Raw genomic sequence first — 25,204 nt, 5'->3', positions numbered from 1 at the left:
CGGGTCCGGCGTCTCGATGCCGCAGAAGATCGTGCAGAAATACGCCTCGCGCATCAATTCGAGGATTTCCGGCCGCTTGGCGATGTTCAGCGTCGCCTCGCAGGCGAGCTGCAGCGCGAAGCCGGTGCGCTTCTGCCATTCGACCAGATGCGGCAGCAGGTCCAGCGCCGCCTTGCGGTTGCCGATGAAATTGTCGTCGACAAAATACACCGAGCCGCGGATGCCGCATTCGACCATGCGGTCGAGCTCGGCGATAATCTGCTCGGGCGTCTTCAGCCGCGGATTGCGGCCGTAGAGGCCGGGAATATCGCAGAATTCGCACTGATACGGGCAGCCCGAGGAATACTGGATGCTGCCGAGCAGATACTTGCTGCACTCCGCCATCTCGTAAGCGGGGATCGGAAACAGCGCCATGTCGAGGCGGTCTTCGGTGGTGAGGACGATCTGGCGCTTGGGCCGCGCCACGTCGTGCGCCAGCCGTGCGATCAGTTGATCGGTGGCGTCGCCGAGTTCGCCGACATGCAGATAGTCGAAATTCGGATAATAATCCGGACAGGCGCTGACCGACGGACCGCCGAGCGCGACCGGCAGATCGTACATATGGGCGCGATTGCAGATGTCGATCATCTGCTGGCGCTGGATGTGCATGCCGCTGACGAACACGGCGTCGGCCCATTCGAAATCCGCGGCCGTGGCGGGGCGGAGGTTTTCGTCGACGAAGCGAACCGACCATTCCTCCGGCAGATAGGCGGCGATCAACAGCAGTCCCTGCGGCGGCATGAACGCCGACACGCCGTCCAGCAGCGAATACGAATTCTGAAAGGTGCCGAAGGACTTGGTGTAGCGCGGAAACACGCACAGGATATTGCGGCTGGTCTGGCCAGATTCAGCTCTCATCGGACCTCCCCGGGAGATCGAACCAGATGTCCCCCAACAGTGGGTGGGCCGAGGCGGCGGGACGGTTCGAAAGGCAGCGCCGAACCGGCGCCATGTCGCATAATCGCCCAACGCCTAAAGTGTTCCGGCACCACCGGAAAATATCGCGCAGAGAAAATCATTGCCCGGCATCTAACCATGCCGAACTAGGTCAGGCCACCGCTGATTTTGGAATGGGCACCCGCCGCACGAAGCGGCGGATCCAGTCAGGCGACTCGGACGGTCGCCAGGAACTTCGTCACTTCGGCGCGCAGCCGGGCGTTTTCGTTCGACAGCATTTGCGCGGAGGTCAGCACCTCGGCCGAAGCCGCGCCGGTATCGGCGGCGCCGCGATTGACGTCGACGATCGAGGCGGCGACCTGGTTGGTGCCGACCGCGGCCTGATGCACGCCGCGGGAGATTTCGGCCGTGGCGGCGCCCTGCTCGTCGACCGACGCCGCAATGGTGTTGGAGATGTGCGCCAGCCGACCGATGGTGCCGCCGATCTCCTTGATCGCCACCACCGACTCCTGGGTGGCCGACTGGATCTGATCGATCTGGGCGCTGATCTCCTCGGTGGCCTTGGCGGTCTGCTCGGCGAGCGCCTTGACCTCCTGCGCCACCACGGCAAATCCCCGCCCGGCCTCGCCGGCACGGGCGGATTCGATGGTGGCGTTGAGCGCCAACAGATTGGTCTGGCCCGCGATGGTGGTGATCAGCTTGGTGACGTCGCCGATGCGGCCGGCGGCTTCTGCCAGCCTGGAGATTCGCGCGTCGGTCTTGTCGGCCTGGCTGACCGCCTCGTCGGCGATCTGGCGCGACTGCCGGACCTGACGGCCGATCTCCTCGACCGAGGCCGTCATCTCCTCGCTGGCCGACGCGACAGCCTGCACGTTGCTCGACGTCTGGGACGACGCGGCGGCCACCACCGCGGCGAGTTGCTGGGTCGCCGCGCTGCCCTTGGCGAGCGCGTCGGCCGAAACCTCGAGCCCCTTCGACGCCGAACCGACCTGCTCGACGATGTGACCGATTGCGGCTTCGAAACTGTCGGCGAGCTGATGCAGCTCGGCGCGGCGGGCGGCGGCGGCCTCGCATTCGCGCGCCTCGCGCTCGTTGTGGTCGCGCTCCGCCTTGGTGACCGCGGCGAGTTTGAATTCCTCGACAGCGCGCGCCATCTGGCCGACTTCGTCGCGCTGGCCGAGGCCTGGCAGTTGTACGGCGAAATTGCCCGACGCGAGCTGCCGCATCGCCGCCGTCATCGCCACCACCGGCCGCGCGATGCCGCGACCGATCAGGAACGACACCAAAATGCCGGCAAGTGACACGCCGAGCAGCACGCCGCCGAGCAGCCATTGCTGCCGCTCCAGCTCCTGGCCGGCTCGGGCGATTTCGCGGTCGCGGGTTTCGTTGCTGGTGACAATCAGATCGTCACCCTGCTTGTCGATCTCGGCGAAGCTCTTTTCCGCGCTCTTGATGAACAGCAGCGCCGAGCCGGCGTCACCGTCGGCCATCTCGATGGCGTTCCTGGACTGTTTCTGGTAGCTGGCGACGGCCGCCTTGAGCTTCTGGAAGCCCGGCTTGGCGGCGGCAGCGCCAAGTGACTTTTCGACTTCCGCCAGCGGCTGCGCGATGCGCGCGATTGCGTCGAGCGCCTCCTTTGAAACGCGGGCGAGTTTGGCCGCGTCGGTCTCGTTGGCCGCCGTCGCCGCCATCCGGTACAGTTTGGCGTGCGCAGTCCAGGCCGCGGTGTTGAGATCGGCCGCGACTTCGGCGAGATGCACCGGACCCGATACCAGTACGTCGACGCTTTGCTGATTGCTGCGCAGCGCCTCCAGCGCCGCGGCGCCGAGGCCGATCAGCACGATCACGAGAAACGCCGGAGCGAGCTGAAGCTTCCAGCGCAGCCCGATATTGTTGATCAATCTGGTCATGCCGCCACCCGCGCGCGAGACGGTGTGCCGTCCCACGCCGTCGTTCACTGCTTGTAGACGCCGGCGCAGACGGCGGTGTCGTCGACACGCTCGCAATACATTTCCTTGGGCTCGACCTTCTTGCTCACCGGATTGACGAACTTGTAGTCCTGCCAGAACGACGGCTGCTTGGCGGCAAGTTCGACGCGCTCCTTGACGTAGAGCTTGCCGTCGACGTCCTGCGCGTCGATCATGTCCTTGCCGATGAACTTGGCGTTGGCGCCGTGCGCCAGCACCTTACCGTCGAGCTGATAGACGACGACGTAGAGGTCGTCCTTGACGAACGGACCGGCCTTGTCGCTGATGACCGGATATGTCTTGTCGGCACCGTCGGCCTTGATGGTGGCGACTGCCTTCTTGACCATGGCGATGGCGTCGTCCTTGCCAGCTCCTGCAAACGCCGAACCGGCAGACAGGCCGACCACCGCCGTCAGCACGGCTGCCGTGAAATGCTTAGTCATCGACAATCTCCCCTGCGCGCCCGAAAGGCGCCAATGTCACCCCCGAAGCTCTCAAGCAAACGCGAAAGCGGGGTTAATTTACTACCTGTGGTAGTTACGAGGGACTGGAAAATGTAATCAAACCCGGTTGGCGGCGCACAAGCTCGACGGCCACCGGGTATTCGGCCACCGGACTAATCTCGACCAATCATGTCACGCAGTTCCTCCGGTGGGGGGAGAGGACAGCGTTCAGCCGGCTTCACGGGTTCAGTCACGACAGGGACGATCGCCTGCCGAGACGGCGCGATCCAACGTTCCGCTGCCGCGGCGACATCGAGCAGTGCCAGGATGCTCGCGACCATCACCAGCATGGGATCAATCGCAGCATGGTTATCAGAGGAATACTGCGGCCTCTTCATACGCCATCCTCCGGGTTGCGGATCCGACATGCATCGCGCGGTCAGGCGATGCCCCGCCACACGAGTTCGCCGCCGAGCAGCACCAGGCCGGTGAAGAAGATCGTCCGAAAGGTCTCGGCCCTGATCCGCGTCCGAATCCACCCACCGAACAGCATGCCGGCCAGCGCGGGCCCCAGCGTGAGCAGCGAAGTACCAATCGCGATGCCCGGAAGCGCATGGTGCGCAGCGAGCCCGACAGCGAGCGCCACGGTCGAGACCGTGAAGGACAGGCCAAGCGCTTGAACCATTTCATCACGCTCCAGGCCGAGCGACCCGAGATACGGCACCGCGGGAATCACGAACACGCCGGTGGCCCCGGTGACGATGCCGGTTGCGACACCAACCAGGGGGCCAGCCCATGTCTGCATCCGCGCAGGAATTGTCAGGCGCGGCTTGAGCAGACCGCTCGCGCCATACAGCGCGAGCGCGAGGCCGAGCACCGGCATGGTCGAACGGCCGGCGCCGCCGGCGATCAGTCCCGCACCAGCGACAGTCCCGAGCATGATGGCAGCCATCATCCCCCAAAGACGGCTCAGCAGCCCCCATAGGCGAGGCCCCGACAAGAGCTGCCAGACATTCGTCACGAACGAAGGCATCAGCAGCAGCGCCGCCGCTTCGACCGGCGGCATCGACAGGCTGAGAAGCCCCATAGCGACGGTGGGCAGACCCAACCCGGTCATGCCTTTGACCGTCCCGGCAAGGATAAACGTGCCGGTAATGAGCAGAAAGCTGGTTCCTGGGTCGGTCATAATCAGGACGCTCGCCCGCCACGCCGCTTCCCACAATGCGGGACTTTGATAGTCTGCCTCTGTCTGTGACGAAGGGAGCCGCGGATGCACTTTGATCTCACCGATTTGCGGCTGTTCCTTCACGTTGCCGAGGAGGGGAGCATCACGGCGGGCGCCGGCCGCTCCGGCCTCGCGCTGGCGTCGGCCAGTGCGCGCGTCCGTGGCATGGAGGAACAGGCCGGCGTTCCGCTGTTCGAGCGGGGACATCGCGGCGTCGAACTGACCTCCGCTGGACGAACGCTGCTGCACCACGCACGCCTCGTCACCGGACAGATCGAGCGGATGCGCGGCGAACTCGGCGAATATGCCCGCGGGCTGCGGTCCCAGATTCGAGTACTCGCCAACACCGCGGCCGCAGCCGAATTCCTTCCGGAGACGCTGGCAGCTTTTCTTGCGGCTAATCCCAGTATCGATGTGGAACTGGAAGAGCGCTCCAGCCACGAGGTCACTCAAGGTGTCGCCGAGGGGCTCGCGGACATCGGCATCGCCGCCGACCACGCCAACATGACCGGTCTGTCCGTGCTGCCGTTCCGCATCGACCGGCTGACACTGATCGTGCCGTGCGGACATCCGCTGGGCGGCCACGACAAAGTCGCCTTCGCAGAGGCTCTTGGGAGCGAGTTCGTCGGCCTGTCGGACGACAGCGCACTCGGCGAGCATCTCGCCGAACACGCCGCACGAACCGGCGCACGTGTCCGGATGCGCGTGCGCGTCCGCGGCCTCGATGTCGCGTGCCGCATGGTCGCACTCGGCGCCGGCGTCGCCGTGGTGCCGGAGGCAGCTGCTCAGCGATGGCGGCAAGACGATCGATTAGTGCTGGTGCCGTTGTCAGATGCGTGGGCGGAGCGGCGCCTGCGTGTAGTGGTTCGACGACTCGACGCGCTGCCGACGCACGCGCGGCGATTAGTGGAGCATCTCACGATCGAGTCGACTGCCGCGAGATAGTCGTCGCAGCCGGCCCATACGCCGATGCGACCGCTCGTCACGCATCCGGAGGACGCAGCGCGGATAGGCGAAGTTCGACAGTCCGTAGCAACTGCAGCAGTTGGTCGACAGTTTCTGCGCCAATGACCTGCTTGAGTTCGACGCCTTTCTGCGAGAGCTCCGCTGTCACCACCTCCGCATAGGCGGCACCGCGCGCGGTGAGGATCACGCCACTGAGGCGACGGTTGGTGGTTGAACGCACCAACCGGATTAGTCCTGCCGTCTTCAGATCCTTCAGAATGCGTAGCAGGCTCGGCATCAGCAGTGCTGCATGGTTGGTCAGCGTGGTCTTATCCATCGGCTGCTGGTCATTGAGAGAGCGCAGCACCCGCAGCTGCTGTTCCGTGGTGCCGTGCTTGCGCAGGATTGGCCGCATATGCGCCATCACCGCTTCGCGCCCACGTAACAATGCGACGGGAAGGGCCGGCTCGAACGGTATCGCCGTCTCGTCGACCACCACGGGTTTCGTCGCTGTCGATGCTCGCTGTCGCTTGCTGTTGCTGCCGGGCGGTGTGGAGAGGGGCACGCGTCGTCCTTTGTCTGGGAGCGATTCGAATTATGCCAAGCCGCGCTTGACGCCTCAAGTGAACATGTTAAGTTGAAATCAACAAGAGAGCCGAGCGGCTTGCCGCATCGGTGTTTCAAGGAGGAGACCGGCCATTGCAGACTGCTCAGGATCGGGCGATCGCCACCGAGAGTGAGCCGCCGCCGGATGGCGGTCGAGCTGCCGCCCTGTTCAAATTTGTCGTTACGCGCCCATCCATCCGCGAAGCCGGCGCGACGGTGGTGGTCGTGTTGATCCTGCTTGCGGCGATGCAGATCGCCAGCTGGTACGTCCCCGACTACATCATGCCGTCGCCCGAGGCCGTCTCAGGCGCAATCTGGCGACTGGCACACACTGATTACTTCCATGTGCTGGCGACGCTCGGCCGGCTGGCCGCGGCGTTGTCGTTCTCGCTCGTCGCCGGCGTCCTCCTCGGGCTGGTGATGGCGCTGTCGCCGCTGCTGCGTCCGTTCGTCCGCTCGCTGGTGGTGATCGACACCGGCATCCCGGCGCTGTCGTGGATTCTGCTGGCGGTGTTCTGGTTCAAGAATCCGGAGAAGCGGATCTTCTTCATCTTGGTGATGATCCTGATCCCGTTCTACGCGCTCAGCATCTACGACGGCTTCCGCGCGCTGCCGAAAGACCTCGTCGACATGATCGAGAGCTTCCGCCCGTCGCAATGGCAGACGCTGCGCTATCTGATCGTGCCGCATCTCGTGCCTTACGTGATCCTCACCACCAAGTCGGTGATCGGCTATGCCACCCGCATGGTGATCTTCGCCGAGCTGGTCGCCTCCGCGATCGGCGTCGGCTCGCGGATGGGTCTGGCGCAATCCACCTTCCATATGGACGAGGTGCTCGCCTGGACCTTCTTCCTGGTCGTCCTCAACATCGTGCTGCAACTCCTCGTCACCGCGATCGAGAAGGCGGCGCTCGGCTGGCGCCAGGAAGCGGCGGTGCGATGAACATGCTTGCAAAATCCTTCGATGCCGTCGCCACGGCTCCAGTCATTTCGCTGCGCGGCGTGCGCAAAAAGTTCGGCGGCCACCTTGTAGTCGACAATTTGTCCTTCAATGTCGGCCGCGGCGAGATCGTCACGCTGCTCGGCCGCACCGGCGCCGGCAAGACCACGGTGCTCAACATCATTATGGGCACGATGCGCGCCGATGCCGGTGCGGTCAGCGTCGCCGGCGCCGACCCTTATGGCGAATTCAAATCGCTGAAAGGCAAGCTTGCCGTCGCATTTCAAACCGACCGTCTGTTGCCGTGGCGCACCGCGGTCGAGAATGCCGAACTCGGTCTTCTCATTCTCGGCATCGATCGCAAGATTGCGCGTGCCAAGGCGATCGAATGTCTCGCCAGCGTCAATCTCGCCGGCTCCGAGCACAAGCGTCCACACGAACTATCCGGCGGCATGCGCCAGCGGGTGTCGCTGGCACGCGCGCTGGCGGTCGATCCCGAGCTGATCCTGCTCGATGAGTCGTTCAGCCAGCTCGATCACGTCACGTCGCGCTCGCTGCGCGCCGATTTCTGCAAGGTGGCGCGACAGTTCGGCAAGACCTGCCTGATCGTCACCCATCGCATCGATGACGCGCTCGAGATGGCCGACCGCGTCATCGTGCTCGGCCCCGGCGCCCGCATCATGCTGGAAATGCCGCTGGCAGAAGCCCGCCTCAACGAACAGACCCGCGAACAATGCCGGGCGCAGATCGAAACCGCTCTGGGAGGACACAATGAAGACGACAACAATTGACGCGCTGTCGCGCCGCACCGTGCTGGGCGCGCTCGCGGCGGGCGCAGGCGTCATCGCCGCGCCCGCATTGCTGCGCGCGGACACGGTGCCGCAGGTCCGCTGTGCCACCGCGACCCCGGGCTTCACCACGGTGTTCTACGACGTCATCCGCGACCGCAAACTCGACCAGAAGCACGGCTTCGCGCTCGGCGAGCCGGTGCTCAACGCGTCGATCGGCACGCTGTTCAACGATTTCGTCGCCGGCAGTTCGGACGTGATCATCGCGAGTTGGGATCCGGTGCTGACGCGCTATCAGGGCGGCGTGCCGTGCCGACTGCTGTGCACGCTGATGACCGCCGACATGATCGGCGTGATCGCCGCCAAGGGCGGGCCCAAATCGATCGCCGATCTCAAGGGCAAGATCATCGCGGCGCCGCAGCAGTCGGGCGTGTACCGGATGACGCGGGCAATGATCAAGGACATCGCCGGCGAGGACATCGAAAGCATCGCGCAGGTGCAGAACGCCGACAACCCGGCGCAGGGCGTGACGCTGGTGATCGCCGACCGCGCCGACGCCGCGGTCGCCTGGGAGCCGATGATCAGCAACGGCATGCAGAAGCGCTCCGATCTCGGCGTGATCTTCAGCGCCGGCCACGCCTTCCGCGACAAGATCGGCAGCGACCTGCCGTATTTCTGCGTCAACGTCCGCCAGGAGATCCTCGCCGCCAATCCGGGGCTGGCGCAGAAGCTCAACGCCGCCTTCGCCGATGCGGTTGCGCTGATCGACGGCGAGTTCGACACCATCGCCGCGCAGTACGCGCCGCGAACCAAGATTGACGTCGAGACCCTTAAAATCGCCCGCGCCTCGGGCGCTTTCAAGCTCGCCTAAGGGGCAGCCAGCGATCCCAAGGTTCAGGCCACCATCACCACGGCATCGGAGATCCTGACGCGTCAGGGCGTGCTGACGCGCAAGGCCGAAGCCGGCTTCTTCGCCGCCTGATCATCGTCGAGGGGAGACACTGACATGGCTGCTTCGCGACGACGATTCATGCAAGCGATGGCCGGCACCGCCGCTGGGCTGGCGATGCCGCGGTTGGCGCTCGGCGACGATCTGCCGAGCCTCACCTGGGCGACGTTCACTCCGGGTTTCGTCCCGGCGTTCATGCAGACCACACTCGCCAAAGGCTTCGACCGCCAGAACGGCGTCGCGCTGGCGCCGCCAATTCCGTATTCGTCGCTGACGACTTACTACGGTGATTTCGTCGCCGGCGCGTTCGACATGTGCTTCGGCAGCTGGGACACGTTCGCGGTGCGCGCCTTCGGCGGCGTACCCGTCAAGTATCTGTGCGGTATCAATCCCGGCAACCTGCTCAACATCGTGACGATGTCGGACAACATCCGCAGCATCGAGGATCTGCGCGGCAAGACGCTGGCGGCGCCAACCTCGTCCGGCACTTTCCGGCTGATGAAGTCACTGATCCGCAGCTTCCACGGTTTCGACCTCGAGAAGGAGACGACGGTGCAGACCGTCGATCATCCGCTCGGCGGCGTCACGCTGGTGCTGGCCGACCGCGCCGACGCGGCGATGACCTGGGAGCCGAGTGTCACCATCGGCATGCTGAAGAACCCGAAGCTGCGCGTGCTGCTCAATATCGGCGAAGACTACCAGAAGCACGAGGGCACGGTGATGCCGTTCCTCGGACTCGCCATCCGCCAGGCTGCGCTCGACAAGCATCCCGGCATCGCCGACCGTCTGTTCAAGACTTTCGCCGCAGCAGCCGATGCGATGGAGGCCGATCCACAGGCCGCCTACGCGGCGGCCGAAAAAGATACCAAGCTGCCGGCCAGCACTCTGGTCGACGCTACCAAATCCGGCCGCCTGAGCTACCGCTTCGAATCCATGGCCGATCCGAAGGCGCGGCAGGCGGTGATCCGCAGCAGCGAACTTCTCGCCGCCGAAAAGGATCTGCCGAAGCCGGTGGATGCTAGCTTCTTCGCCGGCTGATCCCCTTCTCCCATTGCCCGGCGCCACTATCAAGTGCCGCAACAAGAGTCCCTGCATGACCGCCCCTGCCTCGACTACTCCCGCCGCGCCCGCGATCAGCCGCCACTACCAAGTCCCCATCGCCTACGAGGCCGACGTCGTCGTGGTCGGCGGCGGCCCGGGCGGTTTCGCGGCCGCACTACAGGCCTCGCGCATGGGCGCGCGCACCATCATGGTCGAGCGCTTCGACATGCCGGGCGGTGTGCACACTTCGGGGCTGCAGGGCGCGGCCGATAGCGGCGTCGGTGGCATCCACACCGAACTGATGGAGCGGTTCGCGGCCGAGGGCCACATCTACACCGCGACCCAGAGCACGCATCCCGGCTGGGCCGGCAATCCGCTGTCGCACTACGAACGCAAGAAGCCCCTGGGCAGCGATTTCCGCCGGATGTCCTTCAATCCCGAAGGCGCCGGCTGCGTGATGTCGACGATGCTCAAGGAGACCGGCGTCACCGCGCTCTACGGCACCACCTTTGTCGACGCCATCGTCGATCGCAGCGGGCCCGGCGACGGCACCATCACGGCCATTCTGGTCGAGAATGCCAGCGGCCTGCAGGCGATCGCCGGCAAGATCTTCATCGAAGGCTCGGGCACCGGCGAGCTGGTGGCGCGGTCGGGCGCGCCGTTCGTGCGCGGCGGCGGACCGCAGCCGCGCGGCACCGCTTGGGACGGCGTGCAGCGGCCGATCCCCGGCGGCCTGCTCTGGATCATGACCGGCATTGAACTGCTGCGGCTGATCTCGCATCAGGAATCCGCCAAGGATCCGGAGTTGCAGAAAGTGATGGCGGAGGCCGCCGCCGCCGGCGACCTGCCCGAGGGCGTGTACCGGCCGCGGATGTCCGGCGACAACGTCTATGGCGAAGCCTATATCGGCCATCCGACGCTCGACATGAGCCCGATGGCGGAGAACGGCACTTACGTACTGTGGCAGAACGTACCCTACGAATGGGCGCTGCACATGGACGACACCATCGCCGACCATACGCGGGCGAAGCAGGAGCTGCGCGGCTTCATCAACGCCGAAGCGCGATTCCTGCGCAAATACGTGCCGGGCTTCGAGCATGCCACCATCGCTAATGTCGGCCGCTTCGTCGGCATCCGCGACGGCCGCCACCCGATCGGCGAATACGTCGTCAATATCGAGGACGTTCGCGCCGGCCGCCGCTTCCGCGACGCGATCAGCAAGCCGATGACCAAGACGTTCTTCTGGGAAGGCTTCAACAAGCACGATTTCGAAGTGCCGTTCCGCAGCTTCCTGCCGAAGTCGATCGATAACATGATCCTGACCGGCGCCTCGCTGTCGTTCGAGTACCGCACGCTGTTCATGGTGATGCGTAACTTCCCATGGTGCACCCAGACCGGTGAGATCGCCGGCTACGCCGCCGCGCGCTGCATCGAGCAGAAGATCAAGCCCAAAGAGCTGGAGTGGACGACGCCGTATTTTTGAGGAGCGATCGTTCAACCTCGTCGTCATGGCCGGGCTTGTCCCGCTTGCGCGGCCGTTGCCGCTTCGGCGCGGCGAAGGCCCGGCCATCCACGTCTTGCGGCCCACGAGCGTCCAAGAACGTGGATGCCCGGCACAAGGCCGGGCATGACGGCGTCTGGGTGGCTACTCCACCGGCACAACATCCACCGCCACGCCGAGCTTCTGCTTGCGCGAGCCGACGATGACGCCGTCGACGGGGGAGACGTCGGAGAAGTCGCGGCCCATGGCGAGGACGATGTGGTCGTTGGCGGCGAGGATGTCGTTGGTGGGATCGAAGCCGATCCAGCCGAGTTCGTCGCCGCACCACACTGCCGCCCAGGCGTGGGTGGCGTCGGCGCCTTGCAGGCGCTCCTGGCCGGGCGGCGGATAGGTGCGCAAGTAACCGCTGACATAGGCGGCCGGCAGGCCGAGGCCCCGCAGGCCGGCGATCATCACATGAGCGAAGTCCTGGCAGACGCCGTGGCGCTTGTCGAACACTTCGGTGAGCGGCGTCGAAATCACCGTCGCCTTGGCGTCGTATTTGAAATCGCGATGGATGCGCCGCATCAGCTCGGCGCTGCCGGCGACGATGCCGCGGCCGGGACCGAAGCTCTGCGCCGCGTAGCGGGTGACGGAGGCGAGGATCGGCGTCAGCGGGCTCTGAAACACGTAGTTGATCGGCGAACGCGCATCGAGCCGCGGCACTTGCAGCGCCGCATCGCGAATGGCGTCCCACGGCGCGCTGGCGCTGTCGCGCGCCGGCGGCGTGCGGTCGACCTCGACGCGCGAGCGGCTGTCGATGCGCAGCAGCTTGTGCGGCGCCTCGATGACGATGCTTTCAGTCAGCGTGCCGAAGAAGTCGGTGCGCTGCAACCGGCTGGCCGGACGCGGCTTGATGTCGACGCTGTGCGAGATCAACCGCTGGCCGGGCTCGCTGAGCGGCCGCAGCCGCAGCGAGCAGCGCGCGAAACTCACCTGGCTGCCGTAGCTGTAGGTCGTGACGTGGCGAATATCGTAGATCAAGCCAGCCCCGTCAGCTTTTCCGGCCGCGTCGCGCTGGCTCCATGCGGGAAGTAGTGCGAGCCGATGGCGTCGGCCAGCGTCAGCAGATCCTGCTCCAGCGCGAACAGCGCGCGGGTGTCGAGCGCGGCCGCCTCGTCCGTCGTCAGCCTGGCCTGCAGCGCCACCGCCAGTCGCTGTGGTCGCTCGATCAGGCCGCCTTCGCGAAGCTGCGGCAGGCTGGCGATGTGCTCGACGAGCTCCGCGACCTGGAACGCCACCGAACGCGGATTGTAGGGATCGAGCACCGCGAGGTCCCGCACCGGCGCCAACAGCGGCGCCACCAGATAGCGCGACCGATAGGTGATCTGGCTGTCGACCAGCGTCAGCAGCACGTCGAGGTCTTCGACGCTCGCCTCGTCGAAGGCGAATTGCCGGGTGAACCGCGCGGTGTTGATGGCGCGCTCGACGCGGCGGCCCATGCGCAGGAAGCGCCAGCCTGCGGCGCGATTCATGTTCTCCTGCGCCAGGCCCGAGAAGCTGGAGAGTTCCTGCAGCGCGACCTCGGCGGCGAGGATCACCGCTTCTTCGTCATCGACCGGCGTCGTCAGCTTGTCGGCCATAGCGCTGATCCACTGCCAGGCGTCCGGCGACAGCCGTTCACGCAGCGACGAGGCGTTGCGTTGCGCAGAGCGGATCAGCGACAGCGCCGAGCCGAACTCTTCGCCTTGCAGCGCATCGGCGGCGATTCTGGCCGTGCTCGACCGAGCACCGAGCGAGGTCGCGCCCCAAGTCGTCAGCAGGCGCTGAATACGTTCGATGGCGTGATGGAGCGGACCCTTGCCGGGATCGCGCTGCGGTGCCGACAGTGCCCGAACTAATCGCAGCGTCGCTTCGGCACGCTCCAAGTAACGGCCGAGCCAGAACAGATTGTCGGCGGCGCGGCTCGGCAGCACGCCGGTGATGCGGCGGATGCGGACGCTTTCGGTCGCCGGCAGCAGCGACGCCGCCGACACCGCGTGATCGGCCACCACCCAGACGTCGGCGGCGCGGGCGCCCTCGCCCATCGACACCGCGCGCGAGTCGAGCCGATCGGCGATGCGACAGAAGCCGCCCGGCATGATGCTCCAGCCGTGCTCGGTGGCAGCGGCGAACACGCGCAGCACGAACGGCCGCGGCGCCAGCTTGCCGTCGTCCCACACCGGTGTGGTCGAGAGCCGCACCTGCTCCTGCGCCACGTAGTCGAGTCCGCGCGACGCGATGGCGTCGCGTAAGTGATCGCGGACCACCGGCGGCAATTCGGCCGGCAGCACCGGGCCGTGATGCGAGAAACCGGGCACGCCGCCGCCATACGCGCCCTCGATGACGAAATCGTCGAGCCGCGACAGCACTTCCTCGCGCGCCGAGGCCTGGCCGCACCACCAGGTGGCAATGTGCGGCATCTTGAGATCTTCGCCGAGCAGGCGACGCGCCAGCGACGGCAGGAAGCCGAGCAGTGCGCGCGACTCGATGACGCCCGAGCCCGGCATGTTGGCGACGACCACGCCGCCCTTGCGCAGCACGTCGATGAGGCCGGCGACGCCGAGCTGCGACGAGGCGTCGAGCTCCAAGGGATCGAGCGAGTTGGAATCGACGCGTCGCAGCAGCACGTCGATGCGCTTGAGGCCGGCGACGGTGCGGATGTGCAGCCGATCGCCCGACACCGCGAGGTCGTCGCCTTCGACGAGCAGGAAGCCGAGATAGCGGGCGAGCGTCGAGTGCTCGAAATAGGTTTCGCTGAACGCGCCGGGCGTCAGCAAGCCGATGCGCGGCTCGTCGCGATCGGCGCTGGCGCGCAGGCTGTCGCGAAACGCCTCGAAGAACGGCGCGACGCGCTCGACATTCATCGATTTGTAGAGATCGGTGAAGGCGCGCGACAGCACCAGGCGATTTTCCAGCGCGTACCCGGCGCCCGACGGCGCCTGGGTGCGATCGCCCAGCACCCACCAGCGGCCATCGGGGCCACGGCCGATATCGGCGGCGTAGAGATGCAGATAGCGGCCGTGCGGCGGCTTGATGCCGGAAACCGCGCGCAGATAATCGGCGCTGCCGGCGATGGCGGCGGCGGGCAATGCGCCGTCGGCGATCAGCCGGCCGTCGCCGTAGATATCGTGCAGCACGCGCTCGAGCAGGGTGGCGCGCTGGGCGATGGCGTCGGCGATCTGCTGCCACTCTGTCTCGCCGATCAAGAGCGGCACGTGGCTGAGCTGCCAGGCGCGTTCGGCGGTCTCGCCGGGCGCCCTGTAGGTGACGCCGGCATCGCGCAAATGCCGGTCGGCGGCGGCGAAGCGGCGCTCGATCTCGTCTGCTGGCAGGCCGGCGAAGGCTTCGAAATAGCGGCTCCACACCGGGCGCGGCGCGCCGTCCTCGCCGATGAACTCGTCGGGGATGCCGGGCAGGCGTGCGTAACCGCCCGCCCATTGCGCCAGCTTGCGCTCGCGCGGACGCATGCGTTTTGACGGGCCCTGCTGCGCCATCTCGCCCCCTTCTGCCGCCTCAATCAATGCAGCAGCGGCGTCCGCAAGTCGAGGGTCAGGGGGAATTCAAGTGTGCGTTGTTCGGCCGGTGGGTCGATCTTGCCGGGGGTGTGCCCATGATCCTGGAAGCGCGCCAGCCGCCGCGCCTCCGCTTCATAGGAGTTGACCGGCTTGGTCTCGTAGGACCGCCCGCCCGGATGGGCCACATGATAGACGCAGCCGCCGAGCGAGCGGCCGTTCCAAGAGTCAACGATGTCGAACACCAGCGGCGAATGCACGGGAATGGTCGGATGCAGGCCCGACGCCGGCTGCCATGCCTTGAACCGCACCGCCGCCACCGCCTCGCCCGAGCGCGCCGTCGGCGTCATCGGCAGGCGGCGGCCATTGCAGGTGATGATGTGTCGCCCCTCGACGAAGCCTTCGGCCTTGAGCTGCAGCCGCTCCACCGACGAGTCGACATAGCGCACGGTGCCGCCGGCCGAGCCCTCCTCGCCGAGCACATGCCACGGCTCCAGCGCCTGGCGCACTTCCAGCGTGACGCCGCCGTGATGCACGCTGCCGAACACCGGAAAACGGAATTCGAGCTGGGCGGTGAACCACTCCGGCTCGAACGCGTAGCCGGCGCGGCCGAGTTCGCCGAGCACGTCGCGGAAATCCTCCCACAGGAAATGCGGCAGCATGAAGCGATCGTGCAGCGTCGTGCCCCAGCGCACGAATTTGCCGTCCAGGGGCTCGCGCCACAGCATCGCGATCAGCGCACGGATCAGCAGCTGCTGCGCCAGCGACATCCGCGGATCTGGCGGCATCTCGAGCGCGCGGAATTCGACGAGGCCGAGCCGGCCCGTCGAACTATCCGGCGAGTACATCTTGTCGATGCAGATCTCGGCGCGGTGCGTATTGCCGGTGATATCGACCAGGATGTGGCGGAACAAGCGGTCGGCGAGCCACAGCGGCGCCTTGACGCCGGGCGGCGGCACGTGCGCCAGCGCGATCTCCAGCTCGTACAGCGAGTCGTGGCGCGCTTCATCGATACGCGGGGCCTGGCTGGTCGGGCCGATGAACATGCCGGAGAACAAATAGGACAGCGACGGATGGCGCTGCCAGAACAGCACCAGGGACTTGAGTAGATCGGGTCGGCGCAGGAACGGCGAATCCGCCGGCGTGGCGCCGCCGATCACGACGTGATTGCCGCCGCCGGTGCCGGTGTGGCGGCCGTCGATCAGGAAGCGATTAGCGCCGAGCCGGACCTGGGCTGCGTCTTCGTAGAGGCCGAAGGTCGTCGCCACCGCCTCGCGCCAGCTCGCCGCCGGCTGAATGTTGACTTCGATCACGCCGGGATCGGGCGTCACCTTGATGACCTCGATGCGCGGATCGTAAGGCGGCGGATAGCCCTCGATGTGAACCTGGATCTGCATCTCCTGCGCGGTCGCCTCGACTGCGCTGACGAGTTCGAGATAGTCCTCGATGGTCTCGGTCGGCGGCATGAAGGCGCACATCACGCCTTCGCGGATCTCGATCGACATCGCGGTGCGGACGCCGCCTTTGCGCAGCTTCTGTTCCTCGACATTCTGGTTCGCTGCACCCGAAGCCGACGGCGCCTGCTCGAACACCGACATTTGCTCCGCCGCGGGCGGCGGCGTGTAGGACGGCGGCGCGTAGCTCGGCAGCGGGCCGCGCGGATCGAGCGGATCGCGCTCGACGATGTAGGGATAGTCCTCCTCGGGAATATGCGGCAGCGAGGCGATCGGCAACCGCAGCCCCATCGGCGAGTCGCCGGGGATCAGGAACAACTTGCCGCGGCGCAGCTCCAGCGCTCGCTGCGCCAACGCTTCTTGGCGGCCTGAGCCGCTTCCGCCTGCCAGGCCTGGATCGGCAGCACGAAGCCTCGCGGCGTATTCAGACCGAGATCGAACACCCGCGCCATCCGCGCGCGCTCTTCCGGATCGGCGAGCCTTGAGTCCGACGGATCGACATTGGGCGGCAGGCTGGCTTCCTTCTGCAGCCAATGGTTCGGATCTTCGAACGCCGGCAGGACGTACTCGGTATCGATCCCGAGGCGCTGCGCCGTGCCGATCGCAAACTGCTCGGCCTCCTCGACCTTGGCGGGTCGCTGCCCGACCACCGGCGCGATCAGGTCCGGGTTGTTCCAGATCGGCTGGCCGTCCTTGCGCCAGTACAGGCCGAAGGCCCAGCGCGGCAGGCTTTCGCCCGGGTACCATTTGCCCTGGCCGAAATGCAGCAAGCCACCGGGCGCGAAGCGCGTGCGCAGCTTGCGGATCAGATCGTCGGCCAGCATCCGCTTGGCGCCGCCGACGGCCGCGACGTTCCACTCCGGCGACTCCATGTCGTCGATCGACACGAAGGTCGGCTCGCCGCCCATCGTCAGCCGCACGTCATTCGCGACGAGATCGGCGTCGACCTTGTCGCCGAGCGCATCGAGCCGGGCCCAGGATTCGTCGGAGAACGGCCGGGTGATGCGCGGCGCCTCGCGGATGCGCTCGACCTTCATCTCGAAGTTGAAGTCGACATTGGCGAAGCCGACGACGCCGGAGATCGGCGCCGCCGTGCGATAATGCGGCGTGGCCGCGACCGGGATGTGGCCCTCGCCGGCGAGCAGGCCGCTCGTGACGTCGAAGCCGACCCAGCCGGCGCCGGGCAGATAGACTTCGGCCCAGGCGTGCAGATCGGTGAAGTCGCTGGTCGCGCCCTTGGGGCCGTCGAGGGACTGAATGTCGGGACGGAGCTGGATCAAGTAACCGGAGACGAAGCGCGCCGCGAGGCCGAGATGGCGCAGCGTCTGGATCAGCAGCCACGCCGAGTCGCGGCACGAGCCACTGCCGTTCGCCAGCGTCTCTTCCGGCGTCTGCACGCCGGGCTCCATGCGGATGATGTAGTTGACGCGCTCGCGCAGCTTGGCGTTGAGATCGACCAGAAAGTTGACGGTGCTCTCGGCCTCGCGCGGGATCGACGCCAGATACTCCTTGAACAGCGGCCCGGGCTCGATCGTCGCCAGATACGGCGCCAGCTCGTGCTGCAGATCGTTACTATAGGCGAACGGGAAACTTTCGGCGTAGCTCTCGACGAAGAAGTCGAACGGATTGATCACCGTCATCGCCGCGGTGAAATCGACCTCGATCTTGAGTTCCTCGGCCTTCTCCGGAAACACGAACCGCGCCAACCAATTGCCCTGCGGGTCCTGCTGCCAGTTGATGAAGTGGTTCGCCGGCGTGACCTTGAGCGAATACGACAGGATCGGCGTGCGGGTGTGCGGCGCCGGGCGCAGCCGGATGGTCTGGGGGCCGATGTCGACCGGGCGGTCGTATTTATAATGCGTGACGTGATGTAGGGCGACGAAGATCGACACGAGGCAGCTCCAGCATTCATTTTGAGCAGAACACCGGAACCCAGGGCGATCAAGTGCGAACAAAGGGCAAGGGGTGATTAAGGAAGGGGCGAAGCCTCAAGCACCGCGTCACCGCCCGCGAAAGCGGGTAAGATCGGGGTCGCCCGCTCTCGGACTTGGGTGGACACGGTGGCCCGCAACGCCCAATGCCGTCATCGCCCGCGCAGGCGGGCGACCCAGTATTCCAGAGAGTCCTTGTTGCGTCCGAGCGTCATCGCCGAACATCGGCGCTCTGGGATACTGGGTCCTCCGCATCCGCGAAGGATGACGGCTGTGCGGGCTGGCGCGCCGTGCAATCTATCATGCCAGCATGGCGCACCTACATCGTCGCGCCCTGCACCCAGGGTGCGAACTCCGCGGCGCCGAAGTCGAAGCTTTCGCTCTTGGTCGGCTGGCCGGACGCCGTCTTCAGCATCAGCTCGAAGATGCGCTCGCCGCATTGCTCGACGGTTTCGCTGCCGTCGAGGATGGTGCCGCAATTGATGTCCATGTCGTCTTCCATCCGGGTGAACATCGGCGTGTTGGTGGCGAGCTTGATCGACGGCGCCGGCTTGCAGCCGAACACGCTGCCGCGGCCGGTGGTGAAGCAGACCAGATTAGCACCGCCGGCGACCTGCCCGGTGGCAGCGACCGGATCGTAGCCGGGCGTGTCCATGAACACGAAGCCTTTGCGGGTGATCGCTTCGGCGTAGTTGAGCACGTCGACCAAATTGGTCGAGCCGGCCTTGGCCATCGCGCCGAGCGACTTTTCCAGGATGGTGGTGAGGCCGCCCGCCTTGTTGCCGGGCGACGGGTTGGCGTTCATCTCGGCGCCTTCTCGCGCCGTGTAGTCTTCCCACCAGCGCATCAGCCCGACGAGCTTCTCGCCGACCTCGCGCGACACCGCGCGGCGGGTCAGCAGATGCTCGGCGCCATAGGTCTCGGGCGTCTCCGACAGCACGACGGTGCCGCCATGGCTAACCAACAAGTCACTTGCGGCCCCGAGCGCCGGATTGGCCGAGATGCCGGAGTAACCGTCCGAGCCGCCGCATTGCAGGGCGACGGTGAGTTCGCTCGCCGCCACCTTCTCGCGCTTCACGTTGTTGGCGTCGGCCAGGGCTTCACGCACGAAGGCGACGCCGGCCTCGACGCTCTTGCGGGTGCCGCCGAGCTGCTGGATCTCGAGTTCGCGGAGGCGCCCGGCGAGCTTCTGCTCGGCCATCAGTCCGCCGATCTGGTTGATTTCGCACCCCAGCCCGAGCACCACCACCGCCGCGAAATTGGCATGGCGCGCGTAGCCGCCGAGCGTGCGGCGCAGAATGGTTAGCGGCTCGTCCTGCGTCATGCCGCAGCCGGTCTTGTGGGTCAGCGCGACGACGCCGTCAACATTGGGGAAGTCGGCGAGCGGATCGTGGCCCGAGAACGGATTGCGCTTGAACACATCGGCGACCATCGAGGCGACATGGGCGCTGCAATTCACGCTGGTGAGGATGCCGATGTAGTTGCGGGTGGCGACGCGGCCGTCGCTGCGGACGATGCCGTCGAAGCTGGCGGGCGTGTCGACGAAGGCCGTCGGCCTGGCATCGACCCCATAAGCGTAGTCGCGTGAGAAATCGCCCATGCCGCAATTCTGCGTATGCACCCACTGCCCGGGTGCGATCGGCTGGGTAGCGAAGCCGATAATCTGGCCGTAGCGCCGGATCGGCTCGCCCTGCACGATGGAGCGGATCGCGACCTTGTGGCCGGCGGGAATGCGGTCGCTGGTCGTAACCCCGGGCGCGACCTCCACTCCGGGCAGCAAAGTCGTCCGCGCAATCAGCACTGCGTCGTCGGGATGCAGGCGGATGGTGGGGGATGGGGGCATACGGTTGCTCCTTGAACTTTTTCTCGTTCGTCATTCCGGGATGCGCCCTCTTGGGCGCAGGCCCGGAATCCATACTCCCGGCGGTGGTTATGGATTCCGGGCTCGCGCTTCGCGCGCCCCGGAATGACGAGGGCTCTTTACGCCTTGCCGCCCGAATTCTTCCGCGTCTCGCCGACCCACTGCTTCGCGGCGGTTGCCATGATGCCGCTGTCGCTGTTCAGCGTCACCAGCTTGAAGCCGAGGCCGATGTTGCGCGCCGCGCCTTCGGGGCCGGAACAGTGAATGCCCGGATAGATGCCGCGCTTGTCGCATTCCTTGAGCAGTTTGTCGTAGATCTTCAGGATCTCCGGCTCATCGCGGTCGAGCTTGGGCACGAGGCCGTAGGAGAAGCCGAGATCGCTCGGCCCGACATAGACGCCGGCAATGCCTTCGACGTCGAGGATGGCTTCCATGTTCTCGACCGCGGTGCGGGTCTCGATCATCGGGATGCACAGCGTTTCGTCGTTGCCCGTCGTCTGATACGCGCCGGCCGTGCCGTACAGGCCGGCGCGGATCGGGCCATTGCTGCGCGTGCCGCGCGGCGGGTACTTGCAATACTGGACGAAATTCTCGGCTTCTTCCCTGGTGTTGATCATCGGACAGATCACGCCGTAAGCGCCGCCGTCCAGCACCTTGCCGATGATGCCCGGCTCGTTCCACGGCACCCGCACCATCGGCGTCACCGGATGCGCCTGCATCGCCTGGAAGCAGGCGACCATCGACTGATAGTCCTGCACGCCGTGCTGGATATCGACGGTGACGCTGTCGAATCCGCACTGCGCCATCACCTCGGCCGAATACCCCGACGGGATCGCCAGCCAGCCGTTGAGCACCGCCTTGCCGGAGGCCCAGAGTTGTTTGACTTTGTTTGCCATTGTTAGTTCCTCGAGACTTTTTCAATTGGTCGATGTTCTTGGTTTTCTGCGTCATCGCCGGGCTTGACCCGGCGATCCATCTTGCGAAGAAGGATGGATGCGCGGGTCAAGCCCGCGCATGACGGACGAATGTGGAGTAAGCGCCTCACGCCGTCGCCGCCTGGATGGCCTGCTCGGACACGCCGACCTCGCGCGCGGTGGCTACGATGGCGGCCCAGGTGTCGTCGGGGAGCGGGACGCCGTTGGCGACGCGCTCGGCGCGCGTCGCGGTCTCGGGATCGCCGGGGATCAGCACCTGATCGACGCCGGCGACGGTCTTCGAGCTTTTGAAGAAGTCGATGTAGCGCGTCACCTCGGCATCGAAGACGTGCGCCGGATCGATGCGCTGCGGATCGACATAGATCGAGAACATGCCGTTGGCGAACGGCCGGTTCGGACCAGTCGCGCCGTTGCCGGTGAGCGCGCCGCCGAGTAGTTCGCAGATCAGCGCCAGGCCCGAGCCTTTGTGCTCGCCGAAAGCGCGGATCGCGCCCTTGCCGTTGGCGTGATTGATCGGACCATCTTTTTCGTGCGGGCCGTAGAGCGTCGCCGGGTCCTCGCTGAGGGAGCCGTCGGGATTGATCAGCGCGCCCTTCGGCAGCTTCTTGCCGCCGCGCGCGGCGACCAGCACCTTGCCTTCGGCGACGATCGAAGTCGCGAGATCGAGCACCACCGGCGCCGCGCCGGGGCGCGGGATGCCGACACAATAAGGCGCCGTCGACAGCCGGCGCTCGGTGCCGCCGAACGGCGCGACCAGAATGGAGCCGGCGGCGGTGACGAAATGGATCGACACCAGCCCTTCGGCGGCCGCCATCTCGGCCCAATCGCCGATGCGGCCGATATGGCCGGCGTTCTTCAGCGCGATTGCAGACAGGCCCTGCGCCTTGCACTTGTCGATGCCGAGCCGGACGGCTTGCGGCCCGACGGTCTGGCCGTAGCCGAACTTGCCGTCGACCACCGCCAGCGACGGCAGATCGACCGGCACGTCCACGGTCTGATCGGGATGCACGGCGCCGGCGTTGCGCCAGCGGATATACACAGGCACGCGGATGACGCCGTGGCTGTCGTGGCCGGTGAGATTGGCAGTGGTGAGATAGCTGCCGATGCGCCGCGCTTCGTCTTTCGACGAGCCGGCGCGCTCGAACACCTGGGCGACGAAGTCGATGAGTTTGTCGGCCTTCAGCGTCACCATGAAGTCGCCCTTCCCCGCCCGCGGGGCCGGCTCGGCTGATCGCTCATCGTCTCCTCCCATCGCGGCCCGGCGCATCGCCTGCGGCCGTCATTTGCGCCGGCGAGTTGACCCAGAATCGGCGTCGCTGTCCACCGCGCCCGCAGCATGGCGCACCGGCATCGCCGACAGGCTGTCGTCGAGGGCGCGCAGCAGATCCTGCAACTCACCGAGCTGCGTCCCGCCGTAGCGGCGCGCAATCTCCGCGTAGATCGCCTCGGAAGACGGGCCGACGGTTTCGATCAGCTTCAGCCCCTTCGGCGTGATCGACACCATGCTGCGACGCTGATCCTCACGCGCCGTCTTGCGCGCCAGCAGCTTACGGCTTTCGAGATCGCGCAGGATACGCGACAGGCTGGGGCCGAGCAGAAACGCGTCGTGCGCCAGCTCCGTGACTTCGATGTCATCGACAGCGCTGAGCGCGCGCAGAATGCGCCATTGCTGCTCGCTAAGGCCGTGCGCGCGCAGCAGCGGCCGGAAATGCCGCATCACGGCTTCGCGGCCGCGCAGCAGCAGCATCGGCAGCGAGCGCGAGAACTCTCGAATGGGCGCGTCTTTATTCTTTGCCTCTTCGTCGTCATTGCGAGGCGCATCGCGCCGAAGCAATCCAGCTTCGGAACGGGCGGCTGGACTGCTTCGCTTCGCTCGCAATGACGGCGGGGTGGATTTTTGCATCGCAACAACAATGTTTGGGTTTGAGCCCGATCATTTAACATGTTAATCAGTTTGCGCGCGAGCGTTTTTGTCGGCGCCGGCGCAGGGACGGAAATCAAGGCGGAAGCCACGCATGGCGTTGTTGAGCAACGAAATTCGCGCCGCGGCCGAACGGCTGCACCAGGCCGAAAAGACCAAGGTGCAGATTCGTCAGCTGTCGCTCGATCATCCGGCGATCACGATTCCCGACGCCTACGCGATCCAGAGCGCGTGGATCGATCTGAAAATCGCCGAGGGCCGGCGCGTGCGCGGTCACAAGATCGGCCTGACGTCGAAGGCGATGCAGAGCCAGCTCAATATCGACGAGCCGGACTCCGGCGTGCTGCTCGACGACATGTTCTTCAATGACGGCGGCGTGGTGCCGACCGATCGCTTCATCGCGACGCGGATCGAGGCCGAGCTGGCGTTCGTCATTAAGCATCGCCTCGCCGGTCCCGACTGCACGATTTTCGATGTCCTCAACGCCACCGACTTCGTCGTGCCGGCGCTGGAGATCCTCGATACGCGCGTGCAACGCGTCGATCCGGAGACGAAGGCGACGCGCAAGATCTTCGATACCATCGCCGACAATGCGGCGAATGCCGGCATCGTGGTCGGCGGCCGGCCGATTCGACCGCTTGATACCGACCTGCGCTGGATCGGCGCGCTGACTTACAAGAACGGCCAGCTCGAAGAAACCGGCCTCGCGGCCGGCGTGCTCAATCATCCGGCCACCGCGGTAGCGTGGCTCGCGAACAAGATTGCACCGCAGGGGCTGGCGCTGGAGCCGGGCCAGGTGGTGCTGGCCGGATCGTTCATCCGCGCCATCGAATGCCGCAAGGGCGACACCATCCAGGCCGACTATGGCGCCTATGGCAGCGTCAGCTGTTACTTCGGATGATGAACTGAGCGAGGCAACGATGCCGCATTTCACCATCGAATACTCCGCCAATCTCGACGATCGCGTCGACATGCGCGCTGTGGTCGAACTCGTCCGCACCTCGGCGCTCGAAACCGATATCTTCCCGATCGGCGGCATTCGCGTGCGCGCCATCCGCTGCGACACCTACGCGATCGCCGACGGCCGCGACGGCTTCGCCTTCATGGCGATGCTGCTGCGCATCGGCGAAGGCCGCGACCTCGCCGCGCGCAAGAAGGCCGGCCAGCACGTCTTCGACAAGCTGTCCCACTATCTCGACCCGCTGTTCGCCGACGAAGGTTTCGCGCTGTCGTTCGACATGATGATCAACGACAAGGAAACTTCGTGGAAGCGCAACTCCATCCACGATCTCTTGATTGCCGAGGCCCGACATGGCTGATGCCGCCACACTTTCCCCGAAGACGAGTTCGGCCTTCCAGGCCAATCTCGACCGCGCCGCGCCGCTGCTGAAGCGGCTTCGCGCCGACGGCATCGGCCATCTGATCAATGGCGAGATCGTGCCGTCGTTGTCCGGCGAGACGTTCGAGACGTCGTCGCCGATCGACAATACGGTGCTGGCGCAGGTCGCGCGCGGCACGGCTGCTGATATCGACCGCGCTTCAAAGGCTGCAAAGGATGCGTTTCCGGCGTGGCGCGACATGGCGCCGGCCAAGCGCCGAAAGATTCTGAACAAGATCGCCGACGCGATCGAAGCGCGCGCCGACGACATCGCCGTGCTGGAATGCATCGACACCGGTCAGGCGCATCGCTTCATGGCCAAGGCGGCGGTCCGCGCCGCCGAAAATTTCCGCTTCTTCGCCGACAAATGCGCCGAAGCGCGTGACGGGCTGAATACGCCGAGCGACGAGCACTGGAACGTCTCGACCCGTGTGCCGATCGGCCCTGTCGGCGTGATCACGCCGTGGAACACGCCGTTCATGCTGTCGACCTGGAAGATCGCGCCCGCGCTCGCGGCCGGCTGCACGGTCGTGCACAAGCCGGCCGAGTGGTCGCCGGTGACGGCCGACATGCTGACGCGGATCTGCAAGGACGCCGGGCTGCCCAACGGCGTGCTCAACACCGTGCACGGCTTCGGCGAAGAGGCCGGCAAGGCGCTGACCGAGCATCCGGCCATCAAGGCGATCGCCTTCGTCGGCGAGACCGCCACCGGCGCCGCCATCATGGCGCAGGGCGCCCCGACGCTGAAGCGCGTGCACTTCGAACTCGGCGGCAAGAACCCGGTGATCGTGTTCGACGATGCCGATCTCGACCGCGCGCTCGACGCCGTGGTGTTCATGATCTACTCGCTG

The 25,204-nt window shown here is 66.0% G+C and carries 20 protein-coding genes and 2 pseudogenes; 9 read left to right on the top strand and 13 right to left on the bottom strand.

Annotated elements, in window-relative coordinates; all coding sequences use genetic code 11:
* From hpnP to I5M_RS12635, 5 genes and pseudogenes are all read right to left on the bottom strand, one after another.
* Positions 1 to 897: pseudogene (gene hpnP / locus I5M_RS12655) on the bottom strand (hopanoid C-2 methylase); the annotation flags it as partial.
* Positions 898 to 1,142: 245 nt separating this feature from the next.
* On the bottom strand, positions 1,143 to 2,846 hold the full coding sequence (locus I5M_RS12650; RefSeq protein WP_031336203.1) for a methyl-accepting chemotaxis protein: 1,704 nt from the start codon (positions 2,844 to 2,846) through the stop codon (positions 1,143 to 1,145).
* 44 nt (positions 2,847 to 2,890) lie between these two features.
* The gene (locus tag I5M_RS12645) at positions 2,891 to 3,346 is read right to left on the bottom strand and encodes a cache domain-containing protein (protein ID WP_022721736.1); all 456 of its coding nucleotides are present in this window, start codon (positions 3,344 to 3,346) and stop codon (positions 2,891 to 2,893) included.
* A gap of 173 nt (positions 3,347 to 3,519) precedes the next feature.
* Positions 3,520 to 3,744 (bottom strand): hypothetical protein, encoded by a 225-nt coding sequence (locus I5M_RS32240; RefSeq protein WP_148287868.1) that lies wholly within the window; start codon positions 3,742 to 3,744, stop codon positions 3,520 to 3,522.
* A 41-nt stretch (positions 3,745 to 3,785) separates the two neighbouring features.
* Positions 3,786 to 4,532 carry a sulfite exporter TauE/SafE family protein gene (locus I5M_RS12635; protein WP_022721734.1) on the bottom strand — a complete coding sequence of 249 codons (747 nt, stop codon included), beginning with the start codon at positions 4,530 to 4,532 and terminating at the stop codon, positions 3,786 to 3,788.
* Between the two features lie 84 nt (positions 4,533 to 4,616).
* Between I5M_RS12635 and I5M_RS12630 the strand changes: the two genes are divergently transcribed.
* Positions 4,617 to 5,516 (top strand): LysR family transcriptional regulator, encoded by a 900-nt coding sequence (locus I5M_RS12630; protein WP_022721733.1) that lies wholly within the window; start codon positions 4,617 to 4,619, stop codon positions 5,514 to 5,516.
* 37 nt (positions 5,517 to 5,553) lie between these two features.
* On the opposite strand, the gene I5M_RS12625 is transcribed toward I5M_RS12630, so the two are convergent.
* Complete coding sequence (locus I5M_RS12625; protein ID WP_022721732.1) at positions 5,554 to 6,015, bottom strand: MarR family transcriptional regulator; 462 nt, start codon at positions 6,013 to 6,015, stop codon at positions 5,554 to 5,556.
* Between the two features lie 200 nt (positions 6,016 to 6,215).
* Here I5M_RS12625 and I5M_RS12620 point away from each other — a divergent pair, with 200 nt between their 5' ends.
* From I5M_RS12620 to I5M_RS12600, 5 genes are all read left to right on the top strand, one after another.
* Positions 6,216 to 7,064 (top strand): ABC transporter permease, encoded by an 849-nt coding sequence (locus I5M_RS12620; RefSeq protein WP_022721731.1) that lies wholly within the window; start codon positions 6,216 to 6,218, stop codon positions 7,062 to 7,064.
* Entirely contained in the window at positions 7,061 to 7,852 is a 792-nt protein-coding gene (locus I5M_RS12615) for an ABC transporter ATP-binding protein (RefSeq protein ID WP_022721730.1), read from the top strand. Before I5M_RS12620 ends, I5M_RS12615 begins: the two co-directional genes overlap by 4 nt.
* Positions 7,833 to 8,720, top strand: coding sequence for an ABC transporter substrate-binding protein (locus I5M_RS29665; RefSeq protein WP_051048729.1), 888 nt, complete (start codon positions 7,833 to 7,835; stop codon positions 8,718 to 8,720). The genes I5M_RS12615 and I5M_RS29665 overlap by 20 nt, the downstream gene beginning before the upstream one ends.
* Before the next feature lie 135 nt (positions 8,721 to 8,855).
* A complete protein-coding gene (locus I5M_RS12605; protein ID WP_022721729.1) occupies positions 8,856 to 9,836 on the top strand; it encodes an ABC transporter substrate-binding protein in 981 nt (326 codons plus the stop codon).
* A 55-nt stretch (positions 9,837 to 9,891) separates the two neighbouring features.
* Positions 9,892 to 11,322, top strand: a complete 1,431-nt coding sequence (locus I5M_RS12600) for an FAD-dependent oxidoreductase (RefSeq protein WP_022721728.1) — start codon at positions 9,892 to 9,894, stop codon at positions 11,320 to 11,322.
* 162 nt (positions 11,323 to 11,484) lie between these two features.
* Here I5M_RS12600 and I5M_RS12595 read toward each other — a convergent pair whose 3' ends face one another.
* The 7 genes and pseudogenes from I5M_RS12595 to hpaR form a co-directional block, all read right to left on the bottom strand.
* The gene (locus tag I5M_RS12595; RefSeq protein ID WP_022721727.1) at positions 11,485 to 12,363 is read right to left on the bottom strand and encodes a transglutaminase family protein; all 879 of its coding nucleotides are present in this window, start codon (positions 12,361 to 12,363) and stop codon (positions 11,485 to 11,487) included.
* Positions 12,360 to 14,855 carry a circularly permuted type 2 ATP-grasp protein gene (locus I5M_RS12590; RefSeq protein WP_022721726.1) on the bottom strand — a complete coding sequence of 832 codons (2,496 nt, stop codon included), beginning with the start codon at positions 14,853 to 14,855 and terminating at the stop codon, positions 12,360 to 12,362. Before I5M_RS12590 ends, I5M_RS12595 begins: the two co-directional genes overlap by 4 nt.
* Before the next feature lie 23 nt (positions 14,856 to 14,878).
* Positions 14,879 to 18,219 (bottom strand): annotated as a pseudogene (locus I5M_RS29660) (DUF2126 domain-containing protein).
* 358 nt (positions 18,220 to 18,577) lie between these two features.
* A complete protein-coding gene (locus I5M_RS12580) occupies positions 18,578 to 20,101 on the bottom strand; it encodes a UxaA family hydrolase (protein ID WP_022721723.1) in 1,524 nt (507 codons plus the stop codon).
* 137 nt (positions 20,102 to 20,238) lie between these two features.
* The gene (locus I5M_RS12575; protein ID WP_022721722.1) at positions 20,239 to 21,015 is read right to left on the bottom strand and encodes an HpcH/HpaI aldolase/citrate lyase family protein; all 777 of its coding nucleotides are present in this window, start codon (positions 21,013 to 21,015) and stop codon (positions 20,239 to 20,241) included.
* 145 nt (positions 21,016 to 21,160) lie between these two features.
* On the bottom strand, positions 21,161 to 22,246 hold the full coding sequence (locus tag I5M_RS12570; protein WP_022721739.1) for a malate/lactate/ureidoglycolate dehydrogenase: 1,086 nt from the start codon (positions 22,244 to 22,246) through the stop codon (positions 21,161 to 21,163).
* Positions 22,247 to 22,333: 87 nt separating this feature from the next.
* On the bottom strand, positions 22,334 to 22,888 hold the full coding sequence (hpaR, locus tag I5M_RS12565; protein ID WP_031336198.1) for a homoprotocatechuate degradation operon regulator HpaR: 555 nt from the start codon (positions 22,886 to 22,888) through the stop codon (positions 22,334 to 22,336).
* 181 nt (positions 22,889 to 23,069) lie between these two features.
* On the opposite strand from hpaR, the gene hpaH reads away from it, so the two are divergent.
* From hpaH to I5M_RS12550, 3 genes are all read left to right on the top strand, one after another.
* The gene (gene hpaH / locus I5M_RS12560) at positions 23,070 to 23,876 is read left to right on the top strand and encodes a 2-oxo-hept-4-ene-1,7-dioate hydratase (protein ID WP_022721721.1); all 807 of its coding nucleotides are present in this window, start codon (positions 23,070 to 23,072) and stop codon (positions 23,874 to 23,876) included.
* A 19-nt stretch (positions 23,877 to 23,895) separates the two neighbouring features.
* Positions 23,896 to 24,294, top strand: coding sequence for a 5-carboxymethyl-2-hydroxymuconate Delta-isomerase (locus I5M_RS12555; RefSeq protein ID WP_022721720.1), 399 nt, complete (start codon positions 23,896 to 23,898; stop codon positions 24,292 to 24,294).
* Positions 24,287 to 25,204: aldehyde dehydrogenase family protein (locus tag I5M_RS12550; RefSeq protein WP_022721719.1), on the top strand; the 918-nt coding region annotated here is incomplete at its 3' end. The genes I5M_RS12555 and I5M_RS12550, both read left to right, overlap by 8 nt.

It is taken from the genome of Rhodopseudomonas sp. B29 (assembly GCF_000333455.1).
Classification (GTDB): Bacteria; Pseudomonadota; Alphaproteobacteria; order Rhizobiales; family Xanthobacteraceae; genus Rhodopseudomonas.
This window is presented reverse-complemented; position numbering and strand designations above follow the sequence as displayed.